Consider the following 23,956-nt stretch of genomic DNA (forward strand, 5'->3'; position numbering starts at 1 on the left):
GGATATGAAGTATGTCTAAGGTTGTCCTGGAAGGGCACATACTAGTACCGGATGCGGATCTTGCTACAGTAACAGACGCATTGGAAACGCATATCCTGCTTACCCAACAGGAAAAGGGGTGTTTGGTCTTTCATGTCACCCAAAACGCGCAGAATCCCAACCGTTTTGAGGTGTATGAAGAGTTTGTCAACCGTGAGTCGTTTGAGCGCCATCAGCAGCGGGTACGTCATTCAGCATGGGGGACGGTCTCGATAAATGTAGAGCGGCACTACCAAGTCACCGAAGTTGAGTCAGGAGCGTAGTAACATTAAGCCAGCTGGCCAGTCGTTTCTGAATGATTAGAACGGCGTGTGTCGGCATAGGGCCTCTGCACGCCTCCACGACTTGACCTATCTACGCTATCTCTTCGCCCATCCATTCTTTTGCCGCGCTCAATAACAGATCATACAACGCCATCGTTGCAGGGCCGATCCGTTGTTCTTTAGTGCGCTTACTGGGTTGAGTATCTGGCAGCTGAAGCGAATAGCTAAGGCAAGCTAGATGGTAGGAAAGTAAGGTAAGGGACGAACGCTAAAAAGGAAGGTGCAATCAAACCTCAATTGCACCTTTCAGGAGAGCTTACGTATTGGCGGTAACGGGAAGTGGTCGTCGTTTCATCCAGGCGGCAATCAGCGCCACGACAATGACCGAGAAAATAAACCGTCCGAACAGTACTCCGCTGATGTCCGCGCCCAGCGCCATCACCAGCAGGGTGTCTTCAATCAGACTGTGGCACAGGCTCATAAAGCAGAGCGATAACACGATGTCTTTATGGGCGACGTGTCCGGCCTGAGCTTCTTTGATGATCAGCGCACCGCCGTAGGTCAGACCCAGCAGCGTACCGAACATGGTCAGTGTGGTGGCACGACCTTCGATACCCATGATGCGCAGGACAGGTGTGATCATCTTGGATAGCAGAGTGTTGATCTTAAGGAGATCGAACAGCTTCAGTACCATCAGCAGCGCAAAGATAATCACAAACACCCAAAACAGCGACTGAATGTTGCTCCAGGTCCAGTCACCCCAGGATGCTTTGCTGGTGTCTTCCATTTTCGGGAGCCAAGCCAGTTCCAGAGGTTGTTGTAGCCAGTTACCTGCTTTGTAGATTGCGTTAAGCAACGCGCCGTAGGCCAATGCTCCAAAGAAACGCAGTGCCGACGTGCCCCAGAAGCTGGCACCGGCTTTCTGGGCGATACGCTGTTCTACAGGCAGGGCGTGGGCGATCAGCACCATTGACCATAGAATGGTTGCGTCGGCTACGGTCAGTTGCAGGTCCGGCATCAGGCCGATGAACACCGCTGCGCCACCGTAGATATTAACCAGCAGGGCGCTTACCCAGATCAGCCCGGCTTCTTCCGGGAGGCCTACAATGTACATCAGCGGGCTGAGCCACTGGGCAAGGCTTTCAACCAGCCCCAGATCCTGTGCGATTTTCACCGCGATCATTACCGGGACCATCACTTTCAATAATGACCAAAATAGGTCGAACGAGTCCTTTACGACCGACCTGGCGCTTTCGATAAGCAACGACATAAAGATCTATTCCTAAGTACTTGAGCTCTATGCATATATGCTATCGAAAATGGCCTCGAATGTGTGGTCAAAAATTTTGCCGAACTGGTTTATTATTGCATTGAAGCCTGGTTAAAGGAGTAAAGATTGCAATGGATGACATCGATCGTCGAATTCTCGAAATATTGCAGCAGGATGCGTCACTTTCCAACGTGGAGCTTGCCAATAAGTTGAACCTATCGCCATCGAGCTGTTTACGTCGCGTGCAGAAGCTCAAGGCCGATGGTGTGATTATGCAGACGGTTGCCCTGGTTGATCCGGACAAGCTGGATCGGTCACTGTGCGGCATTGTCGAGGTGAGTCTGGAACGTCACGGTACCGAGGCACGCTTGGAGTTTATTGAGAAGATCCAGCAAGAGGGAGCAATCACCCAAGCGTACTCGGTGACAGGTGAGGCGGATGTAATTCTGGTGATGCACCTGAAAGATATGAAGGAGTACGCGGCGCTGTGTGACCGGATGCTGAACTACGATCCAAACGTAGTGAAGTTTCGCACCTTTTTCGCGATGGAGCAGTACAAACAAACCACCGCAATTCCAACCCACACCAACTCCGCTGAAGTGTCCTGATCAGCGTGCGGCCATTGCCTGAACCTCTTTGGGTGGCGCACCGAAGAATCGCTTAAACTCGCGGCTGAACTGGGAAGGGCTGTTGTATCCCACCTGGTACGATGCTTCCGTTGCCTGGCTGCCGCTCAGTAGCATGGAATGTGCCCGGTGTAGACGCAGGCTTTTCACAAACTGCATCGGTGACATCGATGTCACCTGCTTAAAGTGATCATGCAGCGTAGAACTGCTCATACCTGCAAATCGCGCGATGGTGTCCACATCTAACGGCTGGTGGAAGTTCTCTTCGATGTAGTGCACAACCGGCGCAATGCGGTTGGCACCAGCATGGTTAGAAACACAGTTGCGCAGCATGTCGCCGTGAGGGCCTTTGAGTACCTCGTAGAAAATCTCACGCCGAATGGTGGGTGCCAATACCTTTTGATCCATCTCATTATCAAGACAGTTCAGCAACCGTTGGAAACTACTATGTAGCGGATCGGTAATCGCGGTGGAGAGGATGATCTCATCTGCTTCCTGCAGGGGCGCTGAATTCTGCTGTTCCATATCGATCAGTAGCTGGCTGACCAGATAGCTGTCTATATCCAGGCTCAGCCCAAGATAGGGTTTGCCATCCTCAACATTAATCACCTCAGCTTCCACTGGCATGGTTACGGAGTTGATCAGGTAGTTGTCCGGGTCATAGCTGCGTTCTGCATTACCGAAGTAGATTCGTTTACCGCCCTGGGCGATCAGGCAGATCGCAGGCTGATAGATAACCGGATTACGTGGACAGGGATTGGAGGCTCGGTACAGCCTCAGCCCCGGGATTGCTGTTTCAGTAATGCCGTCCACGGGAGCGAACTGTGCGATGGTACACGCAATTTCTGAGTTGAATACCACTTAGTAACTCCGGTTATTGAATCATTTCGCAAGAGAATTATGGCACTGGACTTACGTATTCCTCCACTCTGAAAACGCTGTTTCGGAGTTTTGTGCAAGTAGTTCGGAGGATCTCGATACCGTCTGAAAGGCATTGGAGACCATATTAAATAAACAACATCTCTCTACAGCCATCTCGACCGAAAATAAGAGGATTCAGTCATGTCCGTCACACTTAACGTGAATGGTGTTAACCATACCGTGGACGCCGATCCCGATACGCCTTTGCTTTGGGCGATCCGGAATCATATCGAATTGACCGGTACCAAATTTGGATGTGGCATGGCCCTTTGCGGTGCCTGTACGGTGCACCTGGACGGCCAGCCCGTGCGCTCCTGTTCTACGCCCATCTCTTTAGCGGTGGGCAAACAGGTCACCACTATTGAAGGTGTTCAGTCTAAGGCTGCAAAAGCGGTACAGGATGCCTGGACCGAACTGCAGGTGCCTCAGTGTGGGTACTGCCAGTCTGGTCAGATCATGTCCGCTGCAGCGCTGCTCGAATCTAACCCAAATCCAACCGATGACGAAATCGATGCAGCGATGCAGGGCAATGTATGTCGCTGTGCCACCTATGTACGTATCCGTAGCGCCATCAAAACTGCAGCTAAAGAACTGGGGTAAGTGTGATGTTTAACCGAATGAAGAAAGAGCAGAACTCAATGCCAACCAGTCGCCGTGGTTTCCTCAAGCTGGTTGCAGGCTCCAGTGCCGGATTGGTGCTGGCAATGAATCTGCCCGGCGCCAATGCATCTGAGGAAAAAGCGCCTGTTTCGGTCAGTGATGATGGCAAATTCCAGCCCAACGCGTTTGTGAAGATTGGTGCCGACAACAAGGTGTATGTGGCCATCAAACACCTGGAGATGGGGCAAGGGACCTACACCGGACTTGCGACTCTGGTTGCCGAAGAGTTGGATGCCAGTTGGGATCAGGTGATTTCAGAGGGCGCACCAACCGATACCGCCAAGTACAAAAACCTGTTGTGGGGTGCAATGGGCACCGGTGGTAGCTCGGCGATCGCAAATTCCTTCGAGCAGATGCGCATGGCCGGTGCTACCGCCCGCGCCATGTTGGTCAACGCCGCCGCCGAGCAGTGGAAAGTGCCGGTTGACCAGATCACCGTGTCTGAAGGTGTGGTTAGCCATACGGGCTCTAACCGTAGCGCTACATTCGGAGAATTAGCAGAAGCCGCCGCTCAGCAGCCTGTACCTGCCTATGAAAATCTGACGGTGAAGAAACCCGCAGACTTTAAGCTGATCGGCCGAAAGGTGTCCCGCAAAGATCTGGGTAAAACCGACGGCACCGCAATCTTTACCCAGGATATCAAGCTGGATGGAATGCTGACTGCGATGGTCGCCCATCCACCGCGCTTTGGCGCGAAACTGAAAGCCTTTGACGCCTCTCAGACGAAACAGGTTAAAGGCGTCGTTGATGTAATTGGTATTCCGTCTGGCGTTGCCGTACTGGCTAACGACTACTGGAGCGCAAAGAAAGGCCGCGATCGGCTGAAGATCGAGTGGGACGAATCCCAGGCGATGAACAAAAGCTCTGCTGAACTGATGGCTGAATATAAAGCCCTGGCGAAAACGCCGGGTGCTGTAGCGCGTAATGACGGGGATACCGACAGCGCGCTGGCGAATGCCGCAACCGTGATCGAAGCCGACTTTGAATTCCCCTATCTGGCCCATGCCACCATGGAACCGATGAACTGCGTAGCACAGGTGCGCGAAGACGGATGCGAGATCTGGAATGGTGAGCAGCTCAACACCGGTGACCAGGCGGTGGTTGCACAGATGTTGGGGTTCAAACCGAAGCAGGTGACGATCAACATGCTGTTTGCGGGCGGTAGTTTCGGCCGTCGCGCAAATCCGCATTCTGACTATGTGGTGGAAACGGTCAATATTGCCAAGGCCAAGCCGGGTGTGCCGGTGAAACTGGTCTGGAGCCGTGAAGATGACACCCAGGCGGGTTACTTCCGGCCGATGTACTACCACACCATCCGTGGTGGCCTGGACGCCAACGGCAACCTGATTGGCTGGGAGCAGCGTATCGTGGGTCAGTCAATCCTGACAGGTACCGCGTTTGAAGCGTTTCTGGTGAAAGACGGCATCGATGCAACGTCTGTCGAGGGGGCTTCAACGCTGCCATACGCGATTCCGAACTTGAAAGTGGATCTGCATACCGTATCGGTGCCGGTACCGGTGCAGTGGTGGCGCTCGGTTGGTCATACCCACACGGCGTTCTCTACCGAAGTGTTTATCGATCGAGTGGCAAAAGCGACCGGAAAAGACGCCGTTGAGATGCGCTTGGAGCTGCTAAAAGGGCATCCGCGTCATCAGGGCGTGTTGAAGCTCGCGGCTGAAAAAGCGGGATGGGGGCGTACACTGCCGGAAGGTCGTGCGTTGGGTGTTGCGGTTCACGAGTCGTTTAACAGCTATGTTGCACAGGTGGCAGAGGTGTCGCTAACACGGGCAGGGGGCTTTAAGGTCGAAAAAGTCTGGTGTGCTGTGGATTGTGGATTCGCTGTAAATCCAGATGTGATTAAAGCACAGATGGAAGGTGGTATCGGGTATGGCCTGTCACCTGTATTGATGAGTGAAATCACTATCGATAACGGTGCTGTGCAGCAGTCCAATTTCCATGACTACCAGGTTCTGCGTATTAACGAGATGCCGGATGTTGAAGTGCATATCGTACCGTCAGCTGAAGCGCCTACCGGTGTAGGCGAGCCGGGTACGCCACCGATTGCGCCGGCAGTTGCAAATGCACTTTATGCGCTCACAGGTCAGGAGTTCAACAAACTTCCGCTGAAACTCGTTTAACACGCTTAACCCATTGTTCAACGATCTGCACTGGTTTGGGTGCCAATCGTTGACGGGAGACCAGAAGATGGCAAATCAACTCTCAAACCTACTGGCCGAGTGGTATCCCAACCGGGATAACTGTGACTGGGTGCTGGGCACCGTCTACAAAACTGAAGGCCCGTGCTACCGCAAAGCCGGCGCGATGATGTTGTTTAACAGCGTTGGCCAGCAATTGGGCATGCTGAGCGGAGGTTGTCTGGAATCGGATATACAGCGGCATGCACGTAAAGTGATGCAAACCGGAACGCCTGTGACGCTCTGCTACGACGGCAGCGACGAAGATGACCTGTCGTTTCAGTTGGGCATCGGCTGCGGCGGTACCGTCTATATCATGCTGATCCCCGTGCATACAGATAACGGATACCAGCAGTTGGAATTGTTGCGTGAAGCGTTAATCAGGCGTGAACCCGGGCAGTATCTTCAGCCGATACCAATTAATCCTTGCAGTCATTCTGCGCAGTTTGTTGCTGGAACCGCATCCGGTCATCAGCAAGCCCAGGCATGGATAGAACAGAAGAAGGGAGTTGATTATCTGATCACTCCCGTATCGCCCGAACCGCATATGCTGGTGGTGGGTGGTGGTATCGATGCACGGCCGGTTGTAGCCATGGCGAAACAACTCGGCTGGCAGGTGTCTGTCTGGGATCCACGGCCGGCGAACGCACGCAAAGAGTTTTTTATGGATGCGGATCTACTGTTGCGCAATCCGGCGAATACCTTGCCGGAATTTGTGAGGCAGCAGCGGGTGGATGCAGCGGTGATTATGTCCCATAGCATTGCTCTAGATGCTGCCGCGCTTGAGCAACTTAACACGGTGTCGCTGAAGTTCATGGCGTTATTAGGGCCGGTACACCGTAAACAGCAGGTGATGGAGCGGGCCGGGATAGCCGAGTCTGATCTTCGACAACCTTTGTCAGGTCCTGCTGGCTTGGATATCGGGGGTGAACTGCCGGAAAGTATCGCGCTGTCTATTCTGTCGGAATGTCATTCGGTACTTCATAAAACCCAGGTCATTCCCGCGTCTGGGGTCATTAGACGAGAACTTGCTGCGTGAGTATCTCAAAGCTCGGTGTACTGATCATGGCCGCTGGCGAGAGCAAGCGTTTTTGTGGCTGCAAACAACTGGCTGATCTGCATGGCAAACCGCTGATCCAGAACGCATTGGACGAATCTGAGCAGCTGAATGCTGCGAAACGCATTGTGGTGACCGGACGTTGGCATCATGCTTTGGATTGTGCCAAGCAAGAGGGGGCGATTCCCGAATGTGATCTGGTCTTTAACCCAGAGTGGAATCGAGGTCTAGGTAACTCAATCAGCTTTGGTGTGGCACAGTTGGCGGATCAATGCGACGGGATCCTCATTTTGCTCGCGGATCAGGTCGAGATAGACGCTTCCGGGCTGCAAGCTTTGATCGACAGCTTAGGCAATCACCAGATCGCCTGCGCAAAATACAACGGCACGCGTGGTGTTCCGGCACTGTTTCGCAAAGCGTTGTTTCCTGAATTGTTAGGCCTGACAGGTGAGAAAGGAGCAAAGCCATTGCTGTCAAATGAGCGGTTAGATGTGGTCGAACTGGAGATGCCATCAGCGGCCATCGATATCGATACCCGTGACCAGTTAACAGCACTCAATGAGAAAAGGGCCTCATCTTCCTTAGTGCGGCCCTGACGCTGTTTACGTTATCTGTCGCTAACCCAATTCATCGACCATCACAGCATTGGAGTAGATCAACGCGTCATCTGACTTTCGGTGACCTTTGAGGAAAAAGTGGCCACGTTTGTCATGCTTTTTCACAAACACATGAAACTGTGCGTCAGCCAGCTCGCCACACTCATCCGGTGTTTTAAGCTCGAGTGTGGACATACTCACGGAGATGTCGGCTTGTGTTTCGTCACTGGCGGCCAAACGCTCTTCGAGAGATTCCATCTGCAAGCGGTAGTCCTCACCACCCCTGAAGCTGATTAATCCCATTGGCATTGATTTCTCAGCACCAGGAGGTTTGCACCAGGATTCGATCGTAAACGTGTTCATGGTTACCTCTCCCGTTAAAAGGATCTTACATAACCAAGGGTAGCACTCAGGTTTGGGAGTTGCCTGAAACTTAACCAGGTGTGGCTTCACTGCAACTCTAGGCTGTCAGCATTAAGCTAATTCCAATCAATACGAGTAATAGAAACGCGATTCTACGCATCGTGTTATCGCTGACCGGCGGTGGCCAGCGTCGACCGGCAATCGTGGCGAAAGATACTGCAGGTACACAAAACAAGCCGATCCAAAGCATCTCTAGTGTGAGTTCACCCTGAATGCCGAGCACAATCAAACGTCCGATATTCATCATCAGGAAGATCGCCAACAAGGAGAGACGGATGTTTTCTAAGGTAAACGGCTGACGGTAGTACTGATAGACCAGAGGTGGCCCCGCAATACTGAAAAGACCGCCCAATACACCCGCTGTTGCGCCAGCGACGCTGAACGAGAGGTTCCCGCTACGCGCTTTAAGTGGCTCCGGTTTTAGCATGATGAACACGCCACCCATGAAGATGGCCCCACCCAGAATACCTTGCAGAATACGTGCAAAGTCGCGACTCAAATACGTCAAAAGAAATACGCCCAAAATCAGTGTGGGCACAAGGCCAATCAATGCGTAGGTCAGTGCAGGGCGGTCAATCACGTCGATTTTGCCTTTTAAGGCGATAGAGCCGTTCGCAAGCATCATCAGACTAATGATGACTGAAGCAAAGGTAATCGATGTGAGGTCAAATTGGGCAACAAACCCCAGAACGATCATGCCCATACCAAAGCCGGTAACCGTTTGCGTATAGCTCCCGAGGATCATAACCAGGATAAAAAAGATGATCTGTTCGATCGTCATCTGATGGTCCTCTAGTAGTGGTTACTGATGGTTTATGGTTATCGTGATGCTATCGGGGTCAGATGCCGTAGCTTAGATCCAGTTAAGCTTAGTGATTGGCACCTGAGTAAAAAAGAGAGGTCCCCCCTTGGTTTTTATGAAATTGGTCTATTATGTATTTCACCTGTTTAAGCGAGCGAAATCCTGTCCAAAAGTCTAGTTCAGGGCCAATTTAGGAATTTTTCCTATACAAAGTTTGCTTATAAGTGGCTACTTTTTATAACAGGGAATGGATAGGTAAAATCCCTTAATGGGACCAACGGATGTGACTTTTACCGATGTTGCTGCCTTCAAGCTTTAACGAAAAACCTAAAGGCAGAGTAATTAGAATGGGCTTGCTCCACAGCGGAGTGGCTTTTGGAAAGTAAAGGTTTGCTGAAGCGATGTTGTAGCGGCAGAACATTACTGCAACGTAGTGAGGTCGCGCGTGAGGCCAGAACGCGCGAAGGGGAGTATAAAGATGCATACCGGCACGGTTAAGTGGTTCAACAATGCCAAAGGATTTGGATTTATCGTTTCGCCTGAATATAACGAAGATCTGTTTGCACACTATTCGAAGATTGTGGCAGACGGGTACAAGAGCTTGAAGGCAGGGCAGACCGTTCAATTCGAAACATCCGCAGGTCCTAAGGGAACGCACGCAATTAACATTCAAACGGTAGATTGACGCCATTGTTGCTCGGCCCTGTTCGCCGGCCATATCGATTAGTCAGAAGCAAAAAAGCCACCCGTTGGGTGGCTTTTTTATGCATGAGTGACGAGATCACTCCATTTCGTTGATCTGGCGGCGAATCTCTTCGATCTTCTGGTTCATCACCTTTTCCATGTGCGCCAGATCAGACAGGAACTTCTCTTTTGGATCAACCGGATCAACTTCTTTACGGCTTGCATCCAGATTCTTCAGTTCTTCCAGAGCTGCGAGCAGCTGAGGGCTGATTTTGTCCATCTTCTCAAATGCTTTTGAGTTCTGGGCTTCCAGAGGGATACCGCGACGGCCACGTACAAATGAGAATTTTTTGCTGCGTGAAAGCAGAGAGCCTTTTGGGCGCTTGTAATAGATCTTCAGTACATCGGTGTCGCCCTGGTGGCGTACGGTGTACTTTTCGATGCTCTCAACAGATTTGACGCCCATTTTTTCCAGGGTCGGGTATTCGGACATGTTTGCGTATTCTCAGTAATGAGCACTCCATCTCAGGAGCGCCGGGCTCAAAAAATAGGTTTTGCTGGCTCCTCCTGACCTCACATAAAACCGGGTTACCCCTGAAGTATAGAAGAAGCGCGTTCTGTATCGCTGTGATTGCGACGATCAATCGGTGCCTAGGAACCGGATGAGCGGTTCAGTAGCGCCTGATTATTATTGTTTGAGCTGAGACAGAAGACCTGTTTCAGGGATGGGCAGGGCCCTGATTGCGACTTACTAAAAGAAACCCACCTGGGACGGAAGTGATGCTTGGTAAGCAGCTTTCGGCGGCAATACTAGGGGTATACCTTGGGACCAGAAAGGACCAAACAATGATATTTGATGGTGCCAGTTTAGGTGTTTGATATTAAAGGAAATAATATCATCGTTGGTGCCAAATCGAGGCGTTTTAAGCGGTTCTTTTGGTCCAGATTGATAGAGTTAAAATGCCGGCCTGTAGCGCTAAACATAATGCTTCAGGTCGGCGAATAGGTTAACTGTCTGAAGTAAGTGCATTAACGGCTGAAGGACGTGCTCGCATACGCAACAAGTAGTCCATTAGCACTGAGTTGTTTGGCATCAGACTGGTCGCATTCGGAGTACCTGACAGGTAGTCGAGCATCGGGGTGAGGATCGCATCTGCATATGTGTATTCACTACCGCATATAAAATCATTATCGCCCAATTGTTTCTCTACGATGCTAAGCATTCTGGCAACCTCTGGTTCCGCTTCGGTCACCTTATCCAAGCGTACCTGGCCTTCAGGGCCTTTGGGGAAAGCGAACTCCAACAGGTATTGGCGTACGATCGCCTTATCAACATAAATCGACAGAGCTGCGGCCCATTCATCTACCTCGGCACGCTGGTAAATATCGGTCGGTTGCAGCGCTGGGCCGTCGAATGTGGCATCCAGATAACGGCAGATCGTTGCAGTCTCAAATACAGATCGTTCGCCATGAATTAGGGCCGGAATCTTACCGAAAGGGTGGTACTGCAGGTGTGTTTCGTCATTCAGGCTGAGCGGTTGCCCGTCAATTTCGAACTTGGTTTCATAACTGATGCCTTTCTCTTCGCAACAGAGCATCACTGAACGAACAAAACTGCTGAATGTGGGGCCGAGTATATGAACTTTCGCAGACATGATTACAGATCCTTTTCTGTAGTGGGTTACCTATCATGCTAGCCAGTACCACAATATGTTAAAGAACATATTGTAGGGTTCGGGTAAGATCGAACTATTCGGTATTGATTGAGAGATGTTCCCATGCCTTGGAGTCCTGAACAGAAAAAGCATACCCGCGAACGTATACTTGCCAGTGCGGCGAAGCTGTTTACTCAACAGGGTTTTGATCATGTAGGTATCAACGAGGTTATGGCTGATGCGGGGCTGACCCGTGGGGCATTCTATGCGCATTTCTCGTCCAAGGCTGAACTCTATGCCGAATCCATTACGACTGCAGCCCGCCTTGCGCACAGCGAAGCACTCGCACAAATGGATGAACGTTTTGATATTGAAAAGGTCGTTCGAGGGTATCTGGGCGAGGCCCACCGGTGCGGTGAGATAATCAACTGTCCGCTGGCCTTGCTGATCACTGACATTGGTCAGCGGGATGTGGAGGTGCGTGATACCTATACACAGGTATTTAAGGGGGTTGTAGGACTGATTGAAGACAGCGCCGCTCTTGGAACAGACCAGGGTGATGCTTTACGTAAAGCGGTACTGATGATAGGGGGTATGGCGATCTCCAGAGCGATCAGCGATGAAGAACTCGCTACACAGCTGCTGGAAGCGTGCAGGGAGGGCGTTTTACCTGACTCTGTTTAGAGTGAAAGTAACCACCCTACGCTGATGCAGCCGGGTGGTTCATGGGGGAATTAACGCCGACGGGCCAACAGCTTCAGGATCTCTTTAAAAACGCTGTTTTCCAGCGTTTCAGGCAGATCCAAAGCGAGGTTATGGCGGTAGTACGGGCTGAGGTCGAGGCCAAAGCCAAGCGCGTATAGCTCAATATCACCGCGTGCTTCCAGCATCGATGCAACCTGCTTCAGGTGGTTATCGAGATAGTCCTGTTCGTTGGCCTGGTTGGTAGCCGTTTCCATCGGGCAACCATCAGATAATACAATCAGAATGCGTCGTTCCTCAGGTCTGCCTACCATGCGGTCCGCAGCCCAAAGCAGTGCTTCACCGTCGATACCTTCCTTGAAAATATCGGGCTTCAACATGGCGCTGATATTCTTGCGAGCATGACGCATAGGCGTATCGGCATCCTTGTAAACGATGTGTTCAAGGGATGTCAGACGACCAGGGTTAGGCTTGCGTCCTTCGCCAATCCAGCGTTTAAACAGTTTGCCGCCTTGCCAATAACGGGTGGTGAATCCGAGGATCTCTGTGCTGGCACCGGCTTTCTCCAGGGCACGACACATAATCTCGATCAGTGTTGCCACCTGACCGATATGCTCCTTCATCGAGCCGGAGTTATCCATCAGGAAGGTGACCATGCAGTTGTTGTGCGGTTGGTAACGCTCCTTGCGGAACAGCTGACGGAAATCAGGCGAGGTGACCAGCTTGTTCAGACGGCGCGCGTCGAGATAGCCTTCTTCCTCGCCGAAGTTCCAGCCGTCCAGTTCCGGCGCCGAAAGAATCATGGCGAGGTCTCGAGCGAGGCGGGGCACGTTTACTCCCTGACCCCGGATCAGTTCATCCAGCTGAACACGCAGTTTCTTGCGCAGGAACTCAGGTACCAGTTTCTCAGCTTCGATTACACGGTCATTTTCCGTGGAATAGATCTGATAGCTTTCCAGTGCATCAAGGAGATCGCGGTAACGATCGCGGTGGCTTTGCGTCGCCTGACCCGGCATTTCACCGTTCTGGTCGCTGTCCGGATAGAGGATCAGACCGAAGTTACGCACCGCTTCATCGGCTTTAGATTCGCTGCCGTCAACGTCATCTGCATCGTCTAGTTGGGTGACCAGCTCGTCGATCACCTGGATCAACTCATGGGCACTTTCGCCAAACTTAACCTGGTCATGAACGTTACGTTTCATGCCGACCAACGCACCACCGATGTGCGGTGCCAGCATCATGCGATGAGGCTCTATCAGACCCTCCGTCGCTTCGTTTACCGGCTGTCCGGACAGGCGAGACCACACTACTTGGGCAACGGTATATACCAGCAGGCCAACGTGGTTTTCGGTCATATTGGATGCACAGAACTCTGCACACCAGGCTTTGTAGCGATAATCCAGGTTCTTCTTTGCGCCCGGGTATTTGTCTTCAACCAGGGTCTCAACGCGCAGTTGCTCCAGCAACTCGAACAGAAGCTGACCGACGGCGGATTCAGGCATCATCTGTTGATGAAGATCCCGGTCGCTGTGTTGCAGGCGCAGGGCGATACCATCGGCAGCACCGCGGAAAGAGGTGAAGTCGTCTTTCGCCAGGTCGGGTTTCAGGTGTGGTGCACGGATACCGGACGGGCGACCGTTGATCTCTGGGCGACGGCCGCGATACGCAAATTGACGCTCGCCGGAGAGGGCACGAATAGACGCGCCGCACAGCTCCTCTACCTGCTGCTGTAAGCGTTCCTGCCGAGGGTTGTTGTTATTGGCCATCTGCCATTACTCCAGCTGCCTGATGGGCCCAGGATTCGCTGAGCTCTTCATCAAAACAACGCTGGAAGAACTCCGCGATCATTGGACGCTCCACTTCATCACACTTGTTGAGGAAGGAGAGGCGGAAGGCGATCGCAGGATCACGGAAGATCTCAATGTTTTCCGCCCAGGAGATCACAGTACGTGGAGACATGAGGGTAGAGATATCACCGGCAGCGAAGCTGTTGCGGGTCATATCTGCGACGGCAATCATGGAGCGAACCAGTTCGCTGCCGGACGCGTTATTCAGGCTCGGCACCCGTGCCTGGACGATCTTCACTTCGTCATCGGTCGGCAGGTAGTTCAGGGTGGTCACGATGTTCCAGCGGTCCATCTGCGCCTGGTTCACCATCTGCGTGCCGTGGTACAGGCCGGTGCTGTTACCCAGGCCGATGGTATTGGAGGTGGCAAACAGGCGGAAGTGGGCGTGAGGGTGGATCACTTCGTTCTGGTCGAGCAACGTGAACTTGCCGTCACGCTCTAGAATACGCTGGATCACAAACATCACATCCGGACGGCCCGCATCGAACTCATCGAAGATAAGCGCGGTAGGACGACGCAGCGCCCAAGGTACAATACCTTCCTGAAACTCGGTGACCTGTTTGCCGTCACGCAGAACGATGGTGTCTTTACCGACCAGATCAAGACGGCTGATGTGGCCGTCCAGGTTGATACGCACACACGGCCAGTTCAAGCGTGCCGCGACCTGTTCGATGTGGGTAGACTTACCGGTACCATGCAGACCTTGTACCATTACACGGCGATCGCGGCAGAAGCCGGCTAAGATCGCCAGAGTTACTTCAGGATTAAACTGATAGGCCGAATCGATCTCTGGTACGTGGTCGTCGCGTTGGCTGAACGCGGGTACTTTGAGATCGGTATCAATACCAAACACGTCGCGCACGGAGATCATGATATCCGGCTGGTCTACCTTAATATCGGACATAGAGCTGTAATCCTGTTAAATCTTATTGTTGTTTTCAGTGTATGGGATGGCCAATCGATGCAACTGAGCCAGTTTCGCGCTTTCGTTATGGCCAGATGTTGTCGTTATGATTGCATGTAGCAGCGGGCTTCGACCGCGACAATTCTGAGAGGCATAAACAGTCGCCCTCGGAGCGGGCTGCTACAACGTATTCACACAATTACAGGTTCTTCAGAATCAGACTGATACCGATCAGAATCAGCAGGAAAAACGCAAACCGTCGCATATTGTTGTTGCTGAGCGGAGGCGGGTATTTCTTCCCAATCCAGGTAAAGATCGTCACCATCGGGATACACAGCACAGAGAAGATTCCCATCTCGATTGTCAGTCCACCCTGTGCGCCCACCATACCGGTGCGCATCACGGCGCAGAGCAGGAAGATTGTGACCAGACAGAGGCGAATGGTCTTCAGCTCGAATGGTTGGCGGTAGAACAGATACACCAGCGGGGGGCCAGCCATGCTAAATAGACCGGCCATCACGCCCGCAGCACCTCCTGACGCACCGAAGGTGATCGGTGAGGAGGGGTGCGCTAGCGGATCGGGCTTGAGCATGATCATCAGACCCGCACCGATAATGGATCCCCCCAGAAGGAGCTGCAGCACATGATTGAATTCGGTGCTCATATAATCTAGCAGCAATAGACCTAACAGAATCGCTGGAAACATGCCCGCGCAGGTGAACATCACGCGTTTTATGTCTAATGCGTCAACGTTTCCCTTTACCGCAACCAGACCATTCACGAAGGTTACCGCGCTGATTACAACCGATGTGAAGGCAATCGGAACCAGGTCGAATGTCGTTACGGTCCCCATAACGATCATACCCAACGCAAATCCGGTAACGGTTTGAACGTAGGTGGCGAACGCAATAATTGCGATAAAGGGGATGAGAGTCTGGATTTCCATCGTGGAGGTAGCCTTCTATACAAACATTGCCCTTGGGAAGGAGACGCCCTCGGGGAATGCAATATAGAAGGTTCCATGACTGGGATCGCGGTCCAGATTAGACCTTAGAGTGGGGCCAGATATAAGGATCTGGCCCCAGAGAGAGGTTATTGGCTACTGCATTCCTTGAAGATACGGCTTTGGCAGCTTTGGCAGCGCTCTGCATCCAGGCGCTGATAGATAAACTTGATTGCATCTCCTTTGGATTGGAAAAACGCATCCGTACCGATAGCCTCAAGGTATTCTTCCCGGTGAAGGTAGTTATCAACTTGTGACTTAAGGTTGCTGAGGTATAGGCGCCCGCCGGAGTCCGCACGACGTTCGGTTTCGTGCTTCAGCATCTCTGCACCTGCAATATCGATGTGGTTCATGCCGTTGCCGATGATCAACACATTAGGTGCGTTGATGCGTTCCAGATAATCCTTAACGTAATTGACGGCACCGAAAAACAGAGATCCTTCGATGCGAATAATCTTAAGCTGCGGGCAACCGGAGTATGGGGTCTCTCGCGCTGCTGGGAGTTCGTCAAAAAACGGCTTGCCATCTTTGAGCGTAGGGAAAAGCTCCACGATGCGAGGCTGAGAGGTGCGCTTCAGGTAGAACACCAGCGAGAGAATCACGCCGATATAAATCGCAAACTCCAGTGCCATCACCAGTGTTGCGCTAAAGGTAACGAACAGTACGGCGAATTCAGATCGACCAGCACGGAAAATGCTGTGGATGTGGTGCATGTCGATAAGGTTGTAGGCAACGATGAGCAACAGGCCCGCCATGCTTGGAATTGGGATGTACGCTGTCAGCTCAGAAAAAACCAACACGATCACGGCTAATGAGATTGCTGCGATAACGCCGGCGAGTGGGGTTTTTGCACCTGAGGTGTAGTTCACTCCCGTGCGGGTAAATGAGCCTGACGATGCGTATGCTGAAAACATAGAGCCGATGATGTTGGACAGTGCCTGACCGTAAAATTCCTGGTTGCCGTCGATGGTCTGGCGCGAGCGTGTCGCGACCGAGCGTGCAATCGATACTGCTTCAACCAATCCCAACAAACCGATGGCCATTGCCCCCGGAGCGAGGTCAGAAAACAGATCGGGTGTAATGCCGGGAAGATTAAACGAAGGCATGGATGACGGAATCTGGCCTACCAGTCGGATGCCTTTCTCATCGGCATCTAGCCACCAAACGTATGCGCTGCCCGCAACCATGGCGATCAGCATATTCGGCCAGCGGGGCAGAAATGTCTTGAAAACTATACACACAGCAACCGTCAGTACGGCCACGGATACCGCGTAGAAGTTGGTATCGTGGGCGGCTGCGAAAACACCTTGCCAGGTTGAGATAAACGACCCAGAACTCTCAATTGAAATACCCAGAATGTTCTTAACCTGGCTGGATGCGATCACAATGGCTGCGCCTGAAGTGAATCCCACGACCACTGAATGGGAGACAAAGTTAACCAGAGTGCCAAATCGGAACAGAGCAAGTAACAGCTGGAAAAGACCGGCCATCAAAGTAAGCGTTAGCGCCAGGCTGATGTATTCATCAGAGCCCACTTCGGCAAGCGGGCTTACGGTTGTCAGCACAACGATGGACAGCGCTGCAGTTGGTCCGGAAATAAGGTGCCATGATGAGCCAAACAGGGCGGCGACGATGGCCGGTATGATTGCGGCGTATAGCCCGTATTCAGGCGGCAGGCCCGCTATCAACGCGTATGCAACACCTTGAGGCAGCACGATGACGGCATTGGTTAAACCCGCAAAAAAATCATCTCGTGCTTTGTTGAGCGTGAGGGTCCTCATCCAGATCAGAAAAGGAAACAGACGTGTAAGGCCTGACTGTTTGCTTGCCGAGGAACTGCTCATAGATCGATCCCTTAATTGCCTAAAAATGTTGTTTAAAGCAACTTAGCGCCAGTGGTTTGGCGTGCCTAGGACCAGATATCTATGAAATTTAAGACCACCGTGCGTTTCCTATCAGGTGCGTAAGGATGACAATAGGGCTGATGAACGTTGTGTTTACTCCATCAATAACGTTGGAATTTTTTGTATTGAGAGGTACTTCCACGTTAAGAGGGTGTTGTAAAACGGAATGAACGCAGCTGAGACAAGGCAAAAAGCTGCGACAACGTACACGGCAACGTATTTTAGGACTGTTTGTAGGGCAGCGTTCACGCTGCCGGCAGTCTGAAGGACTGCCCTACAATATGTAGGTGTAAATGAGCATTTTGAGGAGATTTTAAACGCCGTATCAGCAAGCGCAGTCGTTTTACAACACCCTCTTAAGCGTGCCGGAACTTATGACGGATTTCGCAACAGATACGGTAATGTAGGCACACTAATCGCTCAGGTGGTCCGGCGTCAGAAAATCCAGCGCGGTACTGATAATGCGTTCCTTGCTGGGTAGGGTTGCGGTGGCCGCGCGACCAAGAGCGATAAAACTGTCTTCCGCACAAATCCGTTTCATGGGAGGAGGATTGTCTAACTCCTCGTGGATCAGCGTTACCAGTTGTTCGCTCAGGGATCCGGTGCGACGGCACTCATCAACAATCAACAAACGGTCGCAACCACGAACGGCAGTGATGATCTCCGTCTCGTTTAATGGAGCGAGCCAGCGCAGGTCTATCACACGCAGACTGATACCGTGTACCTGTTCCAATATTTGGGCTGCCTGACGGCTCAGATAGTAACCGTTGCCGTAACTGAGAATTGCCAGTTCGGTGCCGTCTCCATGGTGCCCCAGTCGTCCTAGGGGGATAGGGCTGCTGTTTTCAATAGGCTGGTATTTGAACGTCCAAAGCCCGTCATTAGGTTCATGCAGGTCGCGGGTCATGTAAAGCGCGATCGGTTCTATAAACACCACCACGCGCTGTTCTTCGTGGGCCAGGCGTACGCACTCCCTTAACATCTCTACAGCATCCTGCCCGTTACTTGGGCAGGCAACGATCACGCCTGGAATATCACGGAATACATTCAGGCTGTTGTCGTTGTGGAAGTGACCGCCAAAGCCTTTCTGGTATCCGAGCCCCGCAATGCGGATAACCATTGGATTGGTGAACTGGCCGTTTGAGAAAAAGCTGAGCGTGGCAGCTTCGCCACGGATCTGGTCCTCTGCGTTATGGACGTATGCCAGGAACTGAATTTCAGGGATTGGCAAGAAACCGTTGTGGGCGCTGCCTATAGCAAGTCCCAGGATGCTTTGCTCATCCAGCAGGGTATTGATCACACGGTGGTTACCGAATTTCTTGGAGAGTTGGCCGGTAACGTTGTATACCCCGCCTTTAGGGCCAATATCCTCGCCCATCATGATGATCTCAGGGTACCGCGCCATCAGGTCGGTCAGGGCCCAGTTGATCAAACGGGCCATGTGTTGAGGTTCGTGAATGCTTTTCTGTTCGTGTTCGAATAAAGGGTGAGATTGTTGCGCAGTACGCGGGACTGATGTTGAGCGGGATCGGCGCGGTGGTATCAAAGAGCGCATCACTTCTTCGACAGACCCCAGTTTCGGTTGTTGGATTGCCCGCTCGGCGGTTTCTGCGACCTCTGCAGCGGCTGCCTGATACAAGCTGACGATCTGCACCGGTGACAGTACAGCGTTATCAATTAGCAGACGTGCTGAATACAGCAATGGGTCCTGCGCTTCCGTTGCTTCGATCTGCTCCTGGCTGCGGTAAGCGATCTCCGCATCGGAACCGGCATGTCCAAGTAGACGAATACAGCGCACATGAAGGAACACGGGCTGATGGTGGCAGCGCGCAAGGCGCTCAGCTTCGCAGGCGGCTTGGTAGGTGTCGAGCAAATTGAGACCATTACACTGGAGGTAGTGGAGGCCGGGCTTATTGCGAAAAGTGGTTTCAATCCAGTCGCTGGGCGTGGGCGTGGATATACCGATACCGTTGTCTTCGCAGATAAACACCAGCGGTAACGGCACTTTGTGAAAGGCGGCCCAGCAAGCTGCGTTGAATGCGCCTTGGGCCGTGCTGTGATTTGCGGACGCATCACCGAAGGAGCAAATAACCACGCTGTCGTAGGGCAGTGTAGATGCCAGATCCAGCCGTTTCGCCAGTGGAATGCTGTAGGCAGTGCCCAGGGCCTTGGGCAGGTGTGAAGCGACAGTGCTCGTTTGAGGCGGCACATACAGCGATTTACTGCCCAGTACCTTATGTCGTCCGCCGGAGATGGGATCTTCGCTGGATGTGGTGAATGAGAGCAGCATATCCCAGACGGGGTCTTGCCCGCGGGTTTGTCGCGCGCGTTGGATCAGGAACGCTGCGTCGCGATAGTGTAGGAACGCCATATCATCCTGACGAAATGCCGCAGCGATAGCAGCGTTGCCTTCGTGGCCAGCACTACCGATCGTGTAAAACGATTCGCCACGCGCCTGCAGCTTACGTGAACAAAGATCCAGGTGACGGCTTAACAGCTGGCTTTCGAACAACTGAACCAACGCGTCTTGGTCAAGGCCTGACGGGTTCAGGTCTTGGCGGCTGGTGAGCACAGGCAGATCGCCTTTGAGCACCCGTTTAACAAAGTTCTGATCGATTACCTCGGCTCGATTTTGCATCCTATGGCCTCCATTCAGGTCCTCTTATTAGAAGAAGGATTGGATATCGGTCTGCGCCCGACCCAGAATCAGGGCGTGTATATCGTGGGTGCCCTCATAGGTATTTACAGCCTCAAGATTCATCATGTGACGGACGACGTGGAATTCATCGGCGATACCGTTACCACCGTGCATATCGCGGGCCGCACGGGCGATATCGAGTGCCTTGCCACAGTTGTTGCGCTTTAGAAGGGAGATCAGTTCGGGGGCGCACCGGTTCTGATCCATTAATCGACCTGCCTGCAGGCAGCCTTGAAGCCCAAGGCTGATTTCGGTCTGCATATCGGCCAGTTTTTTCTGAATCAGCTGATTGGCCGCGAGTGGGCGGCCAAACTGTTTGCGGTCAAGACAGTATTGGCGCGCGGCATGCCAGCAAAACTCGGCGGCTCCTAATGCCCCCCAACTGATGCCAAAGCGTGCTTTATTCAGGCAGCCGAACGGGCCTTTCAATCCGCTGGCATTGGGCAGCAGGCTCGCTTCCGGCACGATCACCTCGTCCATGACGATCTCGCCGGTCACGGATGCGCGTAGACTGAATTTCCCTTCTATCTTGGGCGTGGAGAGTCCAGGCATATCCCGTTCGAGGATAAAGCCTCGAACCTCGCCGTCTAGCTTAGCCCAGACGACCAAAATATCGGCCAGTGGACTGTTGGTGATCCACATCTTATTTCCGCTCAGGCGGTAGCCGTTGCTGGTTGGTTCAGCGTGACTGCGCATGCCACCGGGGTCAGAACCGGCATCCGGTTCGGTCAATCCAAAGCAGCCGATCCATTCACCAGACGCGAGTTTAGGGAGATATTTCTTGCGCTGGGCTTCGCTGCCGTAGGTATAGATGGGATACATCACCAATGAGGATTGAACGCTCATGGCCGAGCGGTAGCTGCTGTCGACGCGCTCCACTTCTCGCGCGATCAGCCCATAGGAAACGTAATTAGTGCCTGCGCAACCATAACGCTCGGGAAGGGTAGCGCCCAGGAGTCCGAGTGCGCCCAGTTCCTCCATAATCGCTCGGTCGAACGTTTCATTGCGGTTCGCTTCCAGGATTCGGGGCATCAGTTTTTCCTGGCAGTATTCGCGGGTACTATCACGGATAATCCGCTCCTCTTCGGTGAGTTGCCCGTTGAGGTCAAACGGATCACTCCAGTTGAAGGCTGCTTTGCTCATGGTCGGCTCCGTTTAAATCTCCGTTCCTATGAGTATGGATGAGGATTTGCCGAACGGGGCTATTAAGCACGTATGCCTATGATCCAGTACGTGTTGGGTGCGTACCGGTAGTAAATATGACCGAAAAGAAATTTTTCAGAATTTTCAGACTGGTTTCAGTTAGGTGGCTTAGGTTTTTAATAGAAGGACCACAAAAAGCACAAACACGTGCGGTGGAACAGGGCCTGGAAGAGGTAATTGTCATGAATACTCAAGTGAAGCTACAACGTATCGAGCAGGAAAACATTGAGTTTGCCGGCACTGCAGGCGTGAGTGAGGGCAATTCTCATATGGGCTTCGTACCGGCGTTTATGGATAAAATAACGGGCGATATTGTGTTGTGTCGCTTTAAAAACGGTATGTTGGCGCCGTTTCATACCCTCGAAAATCTACCTGAACGTTGGATCGTTGCGCGAGACCTGTCCGGTCATGTAACCGAAATACGCAGCTCTGTCATTTCCGGCTTCGTGCGTCTGGGCCAGTTCTTTACCCGTGAAGAGGCTGCTGCGTTCGTTCGAATCTGATTCCTGCATTGTCCCTCGCATCGTAAAAGCGTCGACCTGAATAAATTTCCTGCCTATTGGTCGTAGATCCGCTTTATAAGTAAAAACCATGACTTAGACTTAAGGAACTTGCAACTGAGTTCGAAACTTTCTCTGCGGTTGATAAAGCAGCAGGCTGTTTTAGCAATCGCCCTCCGGGGCTTTAAGTGGTATGTCACACGGGCAATCCGATCTCTGTGTTAGCGATTTTCGCCGTGCAACCAGCATGCCTGTAATCGCTGTCTTGATCTTGAATCGCCCTTAAAGCGAGAGTTGGTGTCGAACTCAATTGAAGGTTCCGTGGTAGAGTTATCTACCACGGGTTTTGTTGTGTCTAAAAAAACAAAGGGCGAAAGGGATGCTGGAAAAGCGCGAGTTTTATATTAATGGTCAGTGGGTAGCGCCTGCACAGCCAAAAGATTTGGAAGTAATCGATCCGTCCACTGAGGAGCCTTGCGCGGTTATCTCTCTGGGTTCAGACGCGGATACCAACGCAGCGGTTGCCGCAGCCAAGGATGCTTTTGAGAGCTGGAGTCAGACCAGCAAAGAGGAACGCTACGCGCTGCTCGAAAAGCTGTACGCCAACTACAAAGCCCGTAGCACCGAAATGGCGGAAGCGATCTCTATGGAGATGGGCGCACCAATGGCGCTGGCGAAAACTGCACAGTGGGGCGCAGGTGCGGGTCACATCAAAAACCTGATGCGTGCGCTGAAAGAGTTTGAGTTTGAACGTCCACTGGGTGACCACGCGCCGGGCAACCAGATTATTTATGAGCCGGTGGGCGTCTGTGCTCTGATCACGCCATGGAACTGGCCAATGAACCAGGTTGCATTGAAGGTTATTGCCGCACTGGCCGCCGGCTGCACTATGGTGCTGAAGCCGTCTGAAATCTCTCCGCTGTCTTCCATGCTGTTTGCCGAGATGATCGACGACGCGGGCTTCCCGGCGGGCGTATTCAACCTGGTGAACGGTGATGGTAAGGGCGTAGGTTCCCAGCTGTCCGGCCATCCGGATATCGACATGATCTCTTTTACCGGTTCGACCCGTGCCGGCGTGGCAATCTCGAAGAATGCCGCAGACACCGTGAAACGCGTGAGTCTGGAACTGGGCGGTAAGGGCGCCAATATCGTGTTTGCGGATGCAGACGAGAAAGCCGTTGTGCGTGGTGTACGTCACTGCTTTAACAACACGGGGCAATCCTGCAATGCGCCGACACGTATGTTGGTAGAGCGTTCTATCTACGATCAGGCGGTGGCGACTGCTAAAGAGGTGGCGGAGAAGACCAGTGTGGACATCGCATCACTGGAAGGGCGTCATATCGGTCCTGTCGTATCTGAACTGCAGTACAACAAGATTCAGGATCTGATCGCCAAAGGGATCGAAGAAGGTGCTGAGCTGGTGGCCGGTGGTTTGGGTAAACCGGAAGGTTTGGACAAAGGTTACTTCGTACGCCCAACCGTGTTCGCTGGTGTGAACAATGAGATGACCATCGCCCGCGAAGAGATCTTTGGTCCGGTGCTGTCCATGATCCCGTTTGATAGTGAAGAGGAGGCGGTGCAGATCGCCAACGATACCCTCTACGGCCTGACCAACTACATCCAGACTCAGGATGGCGAAAAGGCCAATCGTATCTCCCGTAAACTCCGTTCCGGCATGGTGCAGATCAACGGTGAAATGCTTGGCGCAGGTGCTCCATTTGGGGGGTACAAACAATCCGGTAACGGCCGCGAAGGTGGTGTTTGGGGATTGGAGGAGTTTCTTGAAGTGAAAGTTGTAACTGGTTGGTCTTAAAGGATTAATTGATTATAGAGGGCGCTCTTTATGGGCGCCTTTTTTGTGTTTTCAGAAAATTGAATCGTACATCTGTAGGGCAGCCTTCAGGCTGCCGGTAGCCTGAAGGCGACCCTACATTAACGCCTCATTCTAAGGTCTTTCCTTAGTTATAGATCCAATCCAAATCCGCCGCTTAGGCCAATTCCTTA

22 protein-coding genes are annotated in these 23,956 nt (G+C 52.4%); 10 read left to right on the forward strand and 12 right to left on the reverse strand.

Translation table 11 applies throughout. From position 1 onward, the window contains the following. Nucleotides 1–11: 11 nt before the first annotated feature. Nucleotides 12–302: a putative quinol monooxygenase gene (locus QKW35_RS06705; RefSeq protein ID WP_282351682.1), complete on the forward strand. Its 291-nt coding sequence runs from the start codon at nucleotides 12–14 to the stop codon at nucleotides 300–302. A gap of 316 nt (nucleotides 303–618) precedes the next feature. Here the strand turns inward: QKW35_RS06705 and QKW35_RS06710 are convergent, their stop codons facing one another. After that, nucleotides 619–1,572: a hypothetical protein gene (locus QKW35_RS06710; protein ID WP_282351684.1), complete on the reverse strand. Its 954-nt coding sequence runs from the start codon at nucleotides 1,570–1,572 to the stop codon at nucleotides 619–621. Nucleotides 1,573–1,703: 131 nt separating this feature from the next. Between QKW35_RS06710 and QKW35_RS06715 the strand changes: the two genes are divergently transcribed. Continuing rightward, on the forward strand, nucleotides 1,704–2,180 hold the full coding sequence (locus tag QKW35_RS06715) for an Lrp/AsnC family transcriptional regulator (protein ID WP_282351686.1): 477 nt from the start codon (nucleotides 1,704–1,706) through the stop codon (nucleotides 2,178–2,180). Here QKW35_RS06715 and QKW35_RS06720 read toward each other — a convergent pair whose 3' ends face one another. Further along, nucleotides 2,181–3,059: an AraC family transcriptional regulator gene (locus QKW35_RS06720; RefSeq protein WP_282351688.1), complete on the reverse strand. Its 879-nt coding sequence runs from the start codon at nucleotides 3,057–3,059 to the stop codon at nucleotides 2,181–2,183. A gap of 201 nt (nucleotides 3,060–3,260) precedes the next feature. Here QKW35_RS06720 and QKW35_RS06725 point away from each other — a divergent pair, with 201 nt between their 5' ends. The 4 genes from QKW35_RS06725 to QKW35_RS06740 all read left to right on the forward strand — a co-directional run bounded on the left by QKW35_RS06725 (nucleotide 3,261) and on the right by QKW35_RS06740 (nucleotide 7,627). Further along, nucleotides 3,261–3,719 carry a (2Fe-2S)-binding protein gene (locus QKW35_RS06725; RefSeq protein WP_282351689.1) on the forward strand — a complete coding sequence of 153 codons (459 nt, stop codon included), beginning with the start codon at nucleotides 3,261–3,263 and terminating at the stop codon, nucleotides 3,717–3,719. 5 nt (nucleotides 3,720–3,724) lie between these two features. Continuing rightward, entirely contained in the window at nucleotides 3,725–5,917 is a 2,193-nt protein-coding gene (locus QKW35_RS06730; protein WP_282351691.1) for a xanthine dehydrogenase family protein molybdopterin-binding subunit, read from the forward strand. Between the two features lie 67 nt (nucleotides 5,918–5,984). After that, nucleotides 5,985–7,013, forward strand: a complete 1,029-nt coding sequence (locus QKW35_RS06735; protein ID WP_282351693.1) for an XdhC family protein — start codon at nucleotides 5,985–5,987, stop codon at nucleotides 7,011–7,013. Between the two features lie 26 nt (nucleotides 7,014–7,039). Beyond that, nucleotides 7,040–7,627: a nucleotidyltransferase family protein gene (locus QKW35_RS06740; protein ID WP_282351695.1), complete on the forward strand. Its 588-nt coding sequence runs from the start codon at nucleotides 7,040–7,042 to the stop codon at nucleotides 7,625–7,627. Nucleotides 7,628–7,648: 21 nt separating this feature from the next. Here QKW35_RS06740 and QKW35_RS06745 read toward each other — a convergent pair whose 3' ends face one another. Further along, nucleotides 7,649–7,990, reverse strand: a complete 342-nt coding sequence (locus QKW35_RS06745; protein ID WP_282351697.1) for a hypothetical protein — start codon at nucleotides 7,988–7,990, stop codon at nucleotides 7,649–7,651. Nucleotides 7,991–8,087: 97 nt separating this feature from the next. Next, a complete protein-coding gene (locus QKW35_RS06750; RefSeq protein WP_282351699.1) occupies nucleotides 8,088–8,831 on the reverse strand; it encodes a sulfite exporter TauE/SafE family protein in 744 nt (247 codons plus the stop codon). Between the two features lie 499 nt (nucleotides 8,832–9,330). Here QKW35_RS06750 and QKW35_RS06755 point away from each other — a divergent pair, with 499 nt between their 5' ends. After that, nucleotides 9,331–9,537: a cold shock domain-containing protein gene (locus tag QKW35_RS06755; RefSeq protein ID WP_282351701.1), complete on the forward strand. Its 207-nt coding sequence runs from the start codon at nucleotides 9,331–9,333 to the stop codon at nucleotides 9,535–9,537. 96 nt (nucleotides 9,538–9,633) lie between these two features. Here QKW35_RS06755 and QKW35_RS06760 read toward each other — a convergent pair whose 3' ends face one another. Then, nucleotides 9,634–10,029, reverse strand: coding sequence for a DUF3461 family protein (locus QKW35_RS06760; protein WP_282351704.1), 396 nt, complete (start codon nucleotides 10,027–10,029; stop codon nucleotides 9,634–9,636). A 514-nt stretch (nucleotides 10,030–10,543) separates the two neighbouring features. Continuing rightward, nucleotides 10,544–11,191 carry a glutathione S-transferase family protein gene (locus tag QKW35_RS06765; protein WP_282351707.1) on the reverse strand — a complete coding sequence of 216 codons (648 nt, stop codon included), beginning with the start codon at nucleotides 11,189–11,191 and terminating at the stop codon, nucleotides 10,544–10,546. Nucleotides 11,192–11,314: 123 nt separating this feature from the next. On the opposite strand from QKW35_RS06765, the gene QKW35_RS06770 reads away from it, so the two are divergent. Beyond that, nucleotides 11,315–11,875 (forward strand): TetR/AcrR family transcriptional regulator, encoded by a 561-nt coding sequence (locus QKW35_RS06770; protein ID WP_282351710.1) that lies wholly within the window; start codon nucleotides 11,315–11,317, stop codon nucleotides 11,873–11,875. A gap of 50 nt (nucleotides 11,876–11,925) precedes the next feature. On the opposite strand, the gene QKW35_RS06775 is transcribed toward QKW35_RS06770, so the two are convergent. The 6 genes from QKW35_RS06775 to QKW35_RS06800 form a co-directional block, all read right to left on the reverse strand. Further along, nucleotides 11,926–13,659 (reverse strand): cobaltochelatase CobT-related protein, encoded by a 1,734-nt coding sequence (locus tag QKW35_RS06775; protein WP_282351712.1) that lies wholly within the window; start codon nucleotides 13,657–13,659, stop codon nucleotides 11,926–11,928. Beyond that, complete coding sequence (locus QKW35_RS06780; protein WP_282351714.1) at nucleotides 13,649–14,644, reverse strand: AAA family ATPase; 996 nt, start codon at nucleotides 14,642–14,644, stop codon at nucleotides 13,649–13,651. The genes QKW35_RS06775 and QKW35_RS06780 overlap by 11 nt, the downstream gene beginning before the upstream one ends. A gap of 199 nt (nucleotides 14,645–14,843) precedes the next feature. After that, complete coding sequence (locus tag QKW35_RS06785; protein WP_282351716.1) at nucleotides 14,844–15,590, reverse strand: sulfite exporter TauE/SafE family protein; 747 nt, start codon at nucleotides 15,588–15,590, stop codon at nucleotides 14,844–14,846. Nucleotides 15,591–15,736: 146 nt separating this feature from the next. Then, nucleotides 15,737–17,491 (reverse strand): SulP family inorganic anion transporter, encoded by a 1,755-nt coding sequence (locus QKW35_RS06790; protein ID WP_282351719.1) that lies wholly within the window; start codon nucleotides 17,489–17,491, stop codon nucleotides 15,737–15,739. A 472-nt stretch (nucleotides 17,492–17,963) separates the two neighbouring features. After that, a complete protein-coding gene (locus QKW35_RS06795; RefSeq protein ID WP_282351721.1) occupies nucleotides 17,964–20,189 on the reverse strand; it encodes a dehydrogenase E1 component subunit alpha/beta in 2,226 nt (741 codons plus the stop codon). A 27-nt stretch (nucleotides 20,190–20,216) separates the two neighbouring features. After that, nucleotides 20,217–21,392 (reverse strand): acyl-CoA dehydrogenase, encoded by a 1,176-nt coding sequence (locus QKW35_RS06800; protein WP_282351723.1) that lies wholly within the window; start codon nucleotides 21,390–21,392, stop codon nucleotides 20,217–20,219. A gap of 242 nt (nucleotides 21,393–21,634) precedes the next feature. Between QKW35_RS06800 and QKW35_RS06805 the strand changes: the two genes are divergently transcribed. Further along, entirely contained in the window at nucleotides 21,635–21,955 is a 321-nt protein-coding gene (locus QKW35_RS06805) for a hypothetical protein (RefSeq protein ID WP_282351725.1), read from the forward strand. Between the two features lie 376 nt (nucleotides 21,956–22,331). Next, complete coding sequence (locus QKW35_RS06810) at nucleotides 22,332–23,765, forward strand: aldehyde dehydrogenase family protein (RefSeq protein ID WP_282351727.1); 1,434 nt, start codon at nucleotides 22,332–22,334, stop codon at nucleotides 23,763–23,765. The last annotated feature ends 191 nt before the right edge of the window (nucleotides 23,766–23,956 follow it).

The organism is Pontibacterium granulatum (genome assembly GCF_029961155.1).
Classification (GTDB): domain Bacteria; phylum Pseudomonadota; class Gammaproteobacteria; order Pseudomonadales; family Balneatricaceae; genus Pontibacterium; species Pontibacterium granulatum.

What these genes read in the sequence shown, in the direction of transcription:
- QKW35_RS06755 (WP_282351701.1), top strand. Translation starts at nt 9,331, where the DNA reads ATGCATACCGGCACGGTTAAGTGGTTCAACAATGCCAAAGGATTTGGA.
- QKW35_RS06795 (WP_282351721.1), bottom strand. Translation starts at nt 20,189, where the DNA reads ATGCAAAATCGAGCCGAGGTAATCGATCAGAACTTTGTTAAACGGGTG.
- QKW35_RS06750 (WP_282351699.1), bottom strand. Translation starts at nt 8,831, where the DNA reads ATGACGATCGAACAGATCATCTTTTTTATCCTGGTTATGATCCTCGGG.
- QKW35_RS06790 (WP_282351719.1), bottom strand. Translation starts at nt 17,491, where the DNA reads ATGAGCAGTTCCTCGGCAAGCAAACAGTCAGGCCTTACACGTCTGTTT.
- QKW35_RS06710 (WP_282351684.1), bottom strand. Translation starts at nt 1,572, where the DNA reads ATGTCGTTGCTTATCGAAAGCGCCAGGTCGGTCGTAAAGGACTCGTTC.
- QKW35_RS06765 (WP_282351707.1), bottom strand. Translation starts at nt 11,191, where the DNA reads ATGTCTGCGAAAGTTCATATACTCGGCCCCACATTCAGCAGTTTTGTT.
- QKW35_RS06725 (WP_282351689.1), top strand. Translation starts at nt 3,261, where the DNA reads ATGTCCGTCACACTTAACGTGAATGGTGTTAACCATACCGTGGACGCC.
- QKW35_RS06735 (WP_282351693.1), top strand. Translation starts at nt 5,985, where the DNA reads ATGGCAAATCAACTCTCAAACCTACTGGCCGAGTGGTATCCCAACCGG.
- QKW35_RS06785 (WP_282351716.1), bottom strand. Translation starts at nt 15,590, where the DNA reads ATGGAAATCCAGACTCTCATCCCCTTTATCGCAATTATTGCGTTCGCC.
- QKW35_RS06770 (WP_282351710.1), top strand. Translation starts at nt 11,315, where the DNA reads ATGCCTTGGAGTCCTGAACAGAAAAAGCATACCCGCGAACGTATACTT.
- QKW35_RS06760 (WP_282351704.1), bottom strand. Translation starts at nt 10,029, where the DNA reads ATGTCCGAATACCCGACCCTGGAAAAAATGGGCGTCAAATCTGTTGAG.
- QKW35_RS06715 (WP_282351686.1), top strand. Translation starts at nt 1,704, where the DNA reads ATGGATGACATCGATCGTCGAATTCTCGAAATATTGCAGCAGGATGCG.
- QKW35_RS06780 (WP_282351714.1), bottom strand. Translation starts at nt 14,644, where the DNA reads ATGTCCGATATTAAGGTAGACCAGCCGGATATCATGATCTCCGTGCGC.
- QKW35_RS06805 (WP_282351725.1), top strand. Translation starts at nt 21,635, where the DNA reads ATGAATACTCAAGTGAAGCTACAACGTATCGAGCAGGAAAACATTGAG.
- QKW35_RS06705 (WP_282351682.1), top strand. Translation starts at nt 12, where the DNA reads ATGTCTAAGGTTGTCCTGGAAGGGCACATACTAGTACCGGATGCGGAT.
- QKW35_RS06775 (WP_282351712.1), bottom strand. Translation starts at nt 13,659, where the DNA reads ATGGCCAATAACAACAACCCTCGGCAGGAACGCTTACAGCAGCAGGTA.
- QKW35_RS06740 (WP_282351695.1), top strand. Translation starts at nt 7,040, where the DNA reads ATGGCCGCTGGCGAGAGCAAGCGTTTTTGTGGCTGCAAACAACTGGCT.
- QKW35_RS06730 (WP_282351691.1), top strand. Translation starts at nt 3,725, where the DNA reads ATGTTTAACCGAATGAAGAAAGAGCAGAACTCAATGCCAACCAGTCGC.
- QKW35_RS06745 (WP_282351697.1), bottom strand. Translation starts at nt 7,990, where the DNA reads ATGAACACGTTTACGATCGAATCCTGGTGCAAACCTCCTGGTGCTGAG.
- QKW35_RS06800 (WP_282351723.1), bottom strand. Translation starts at nt 21,392, where the DNA reads ATGAGCAAAGCAGCCTTCAACTGGAGTGATCCGTTTGACCTCAACGGG.
- QKW35_RS06810 (WP_282351727.1), top strand. Translation starts at nt 22,332, where the DNA reads ATGCTGGAAAAGCGCGAGTTTTATATTAATGGTCAGTGGGTAGCGCCT.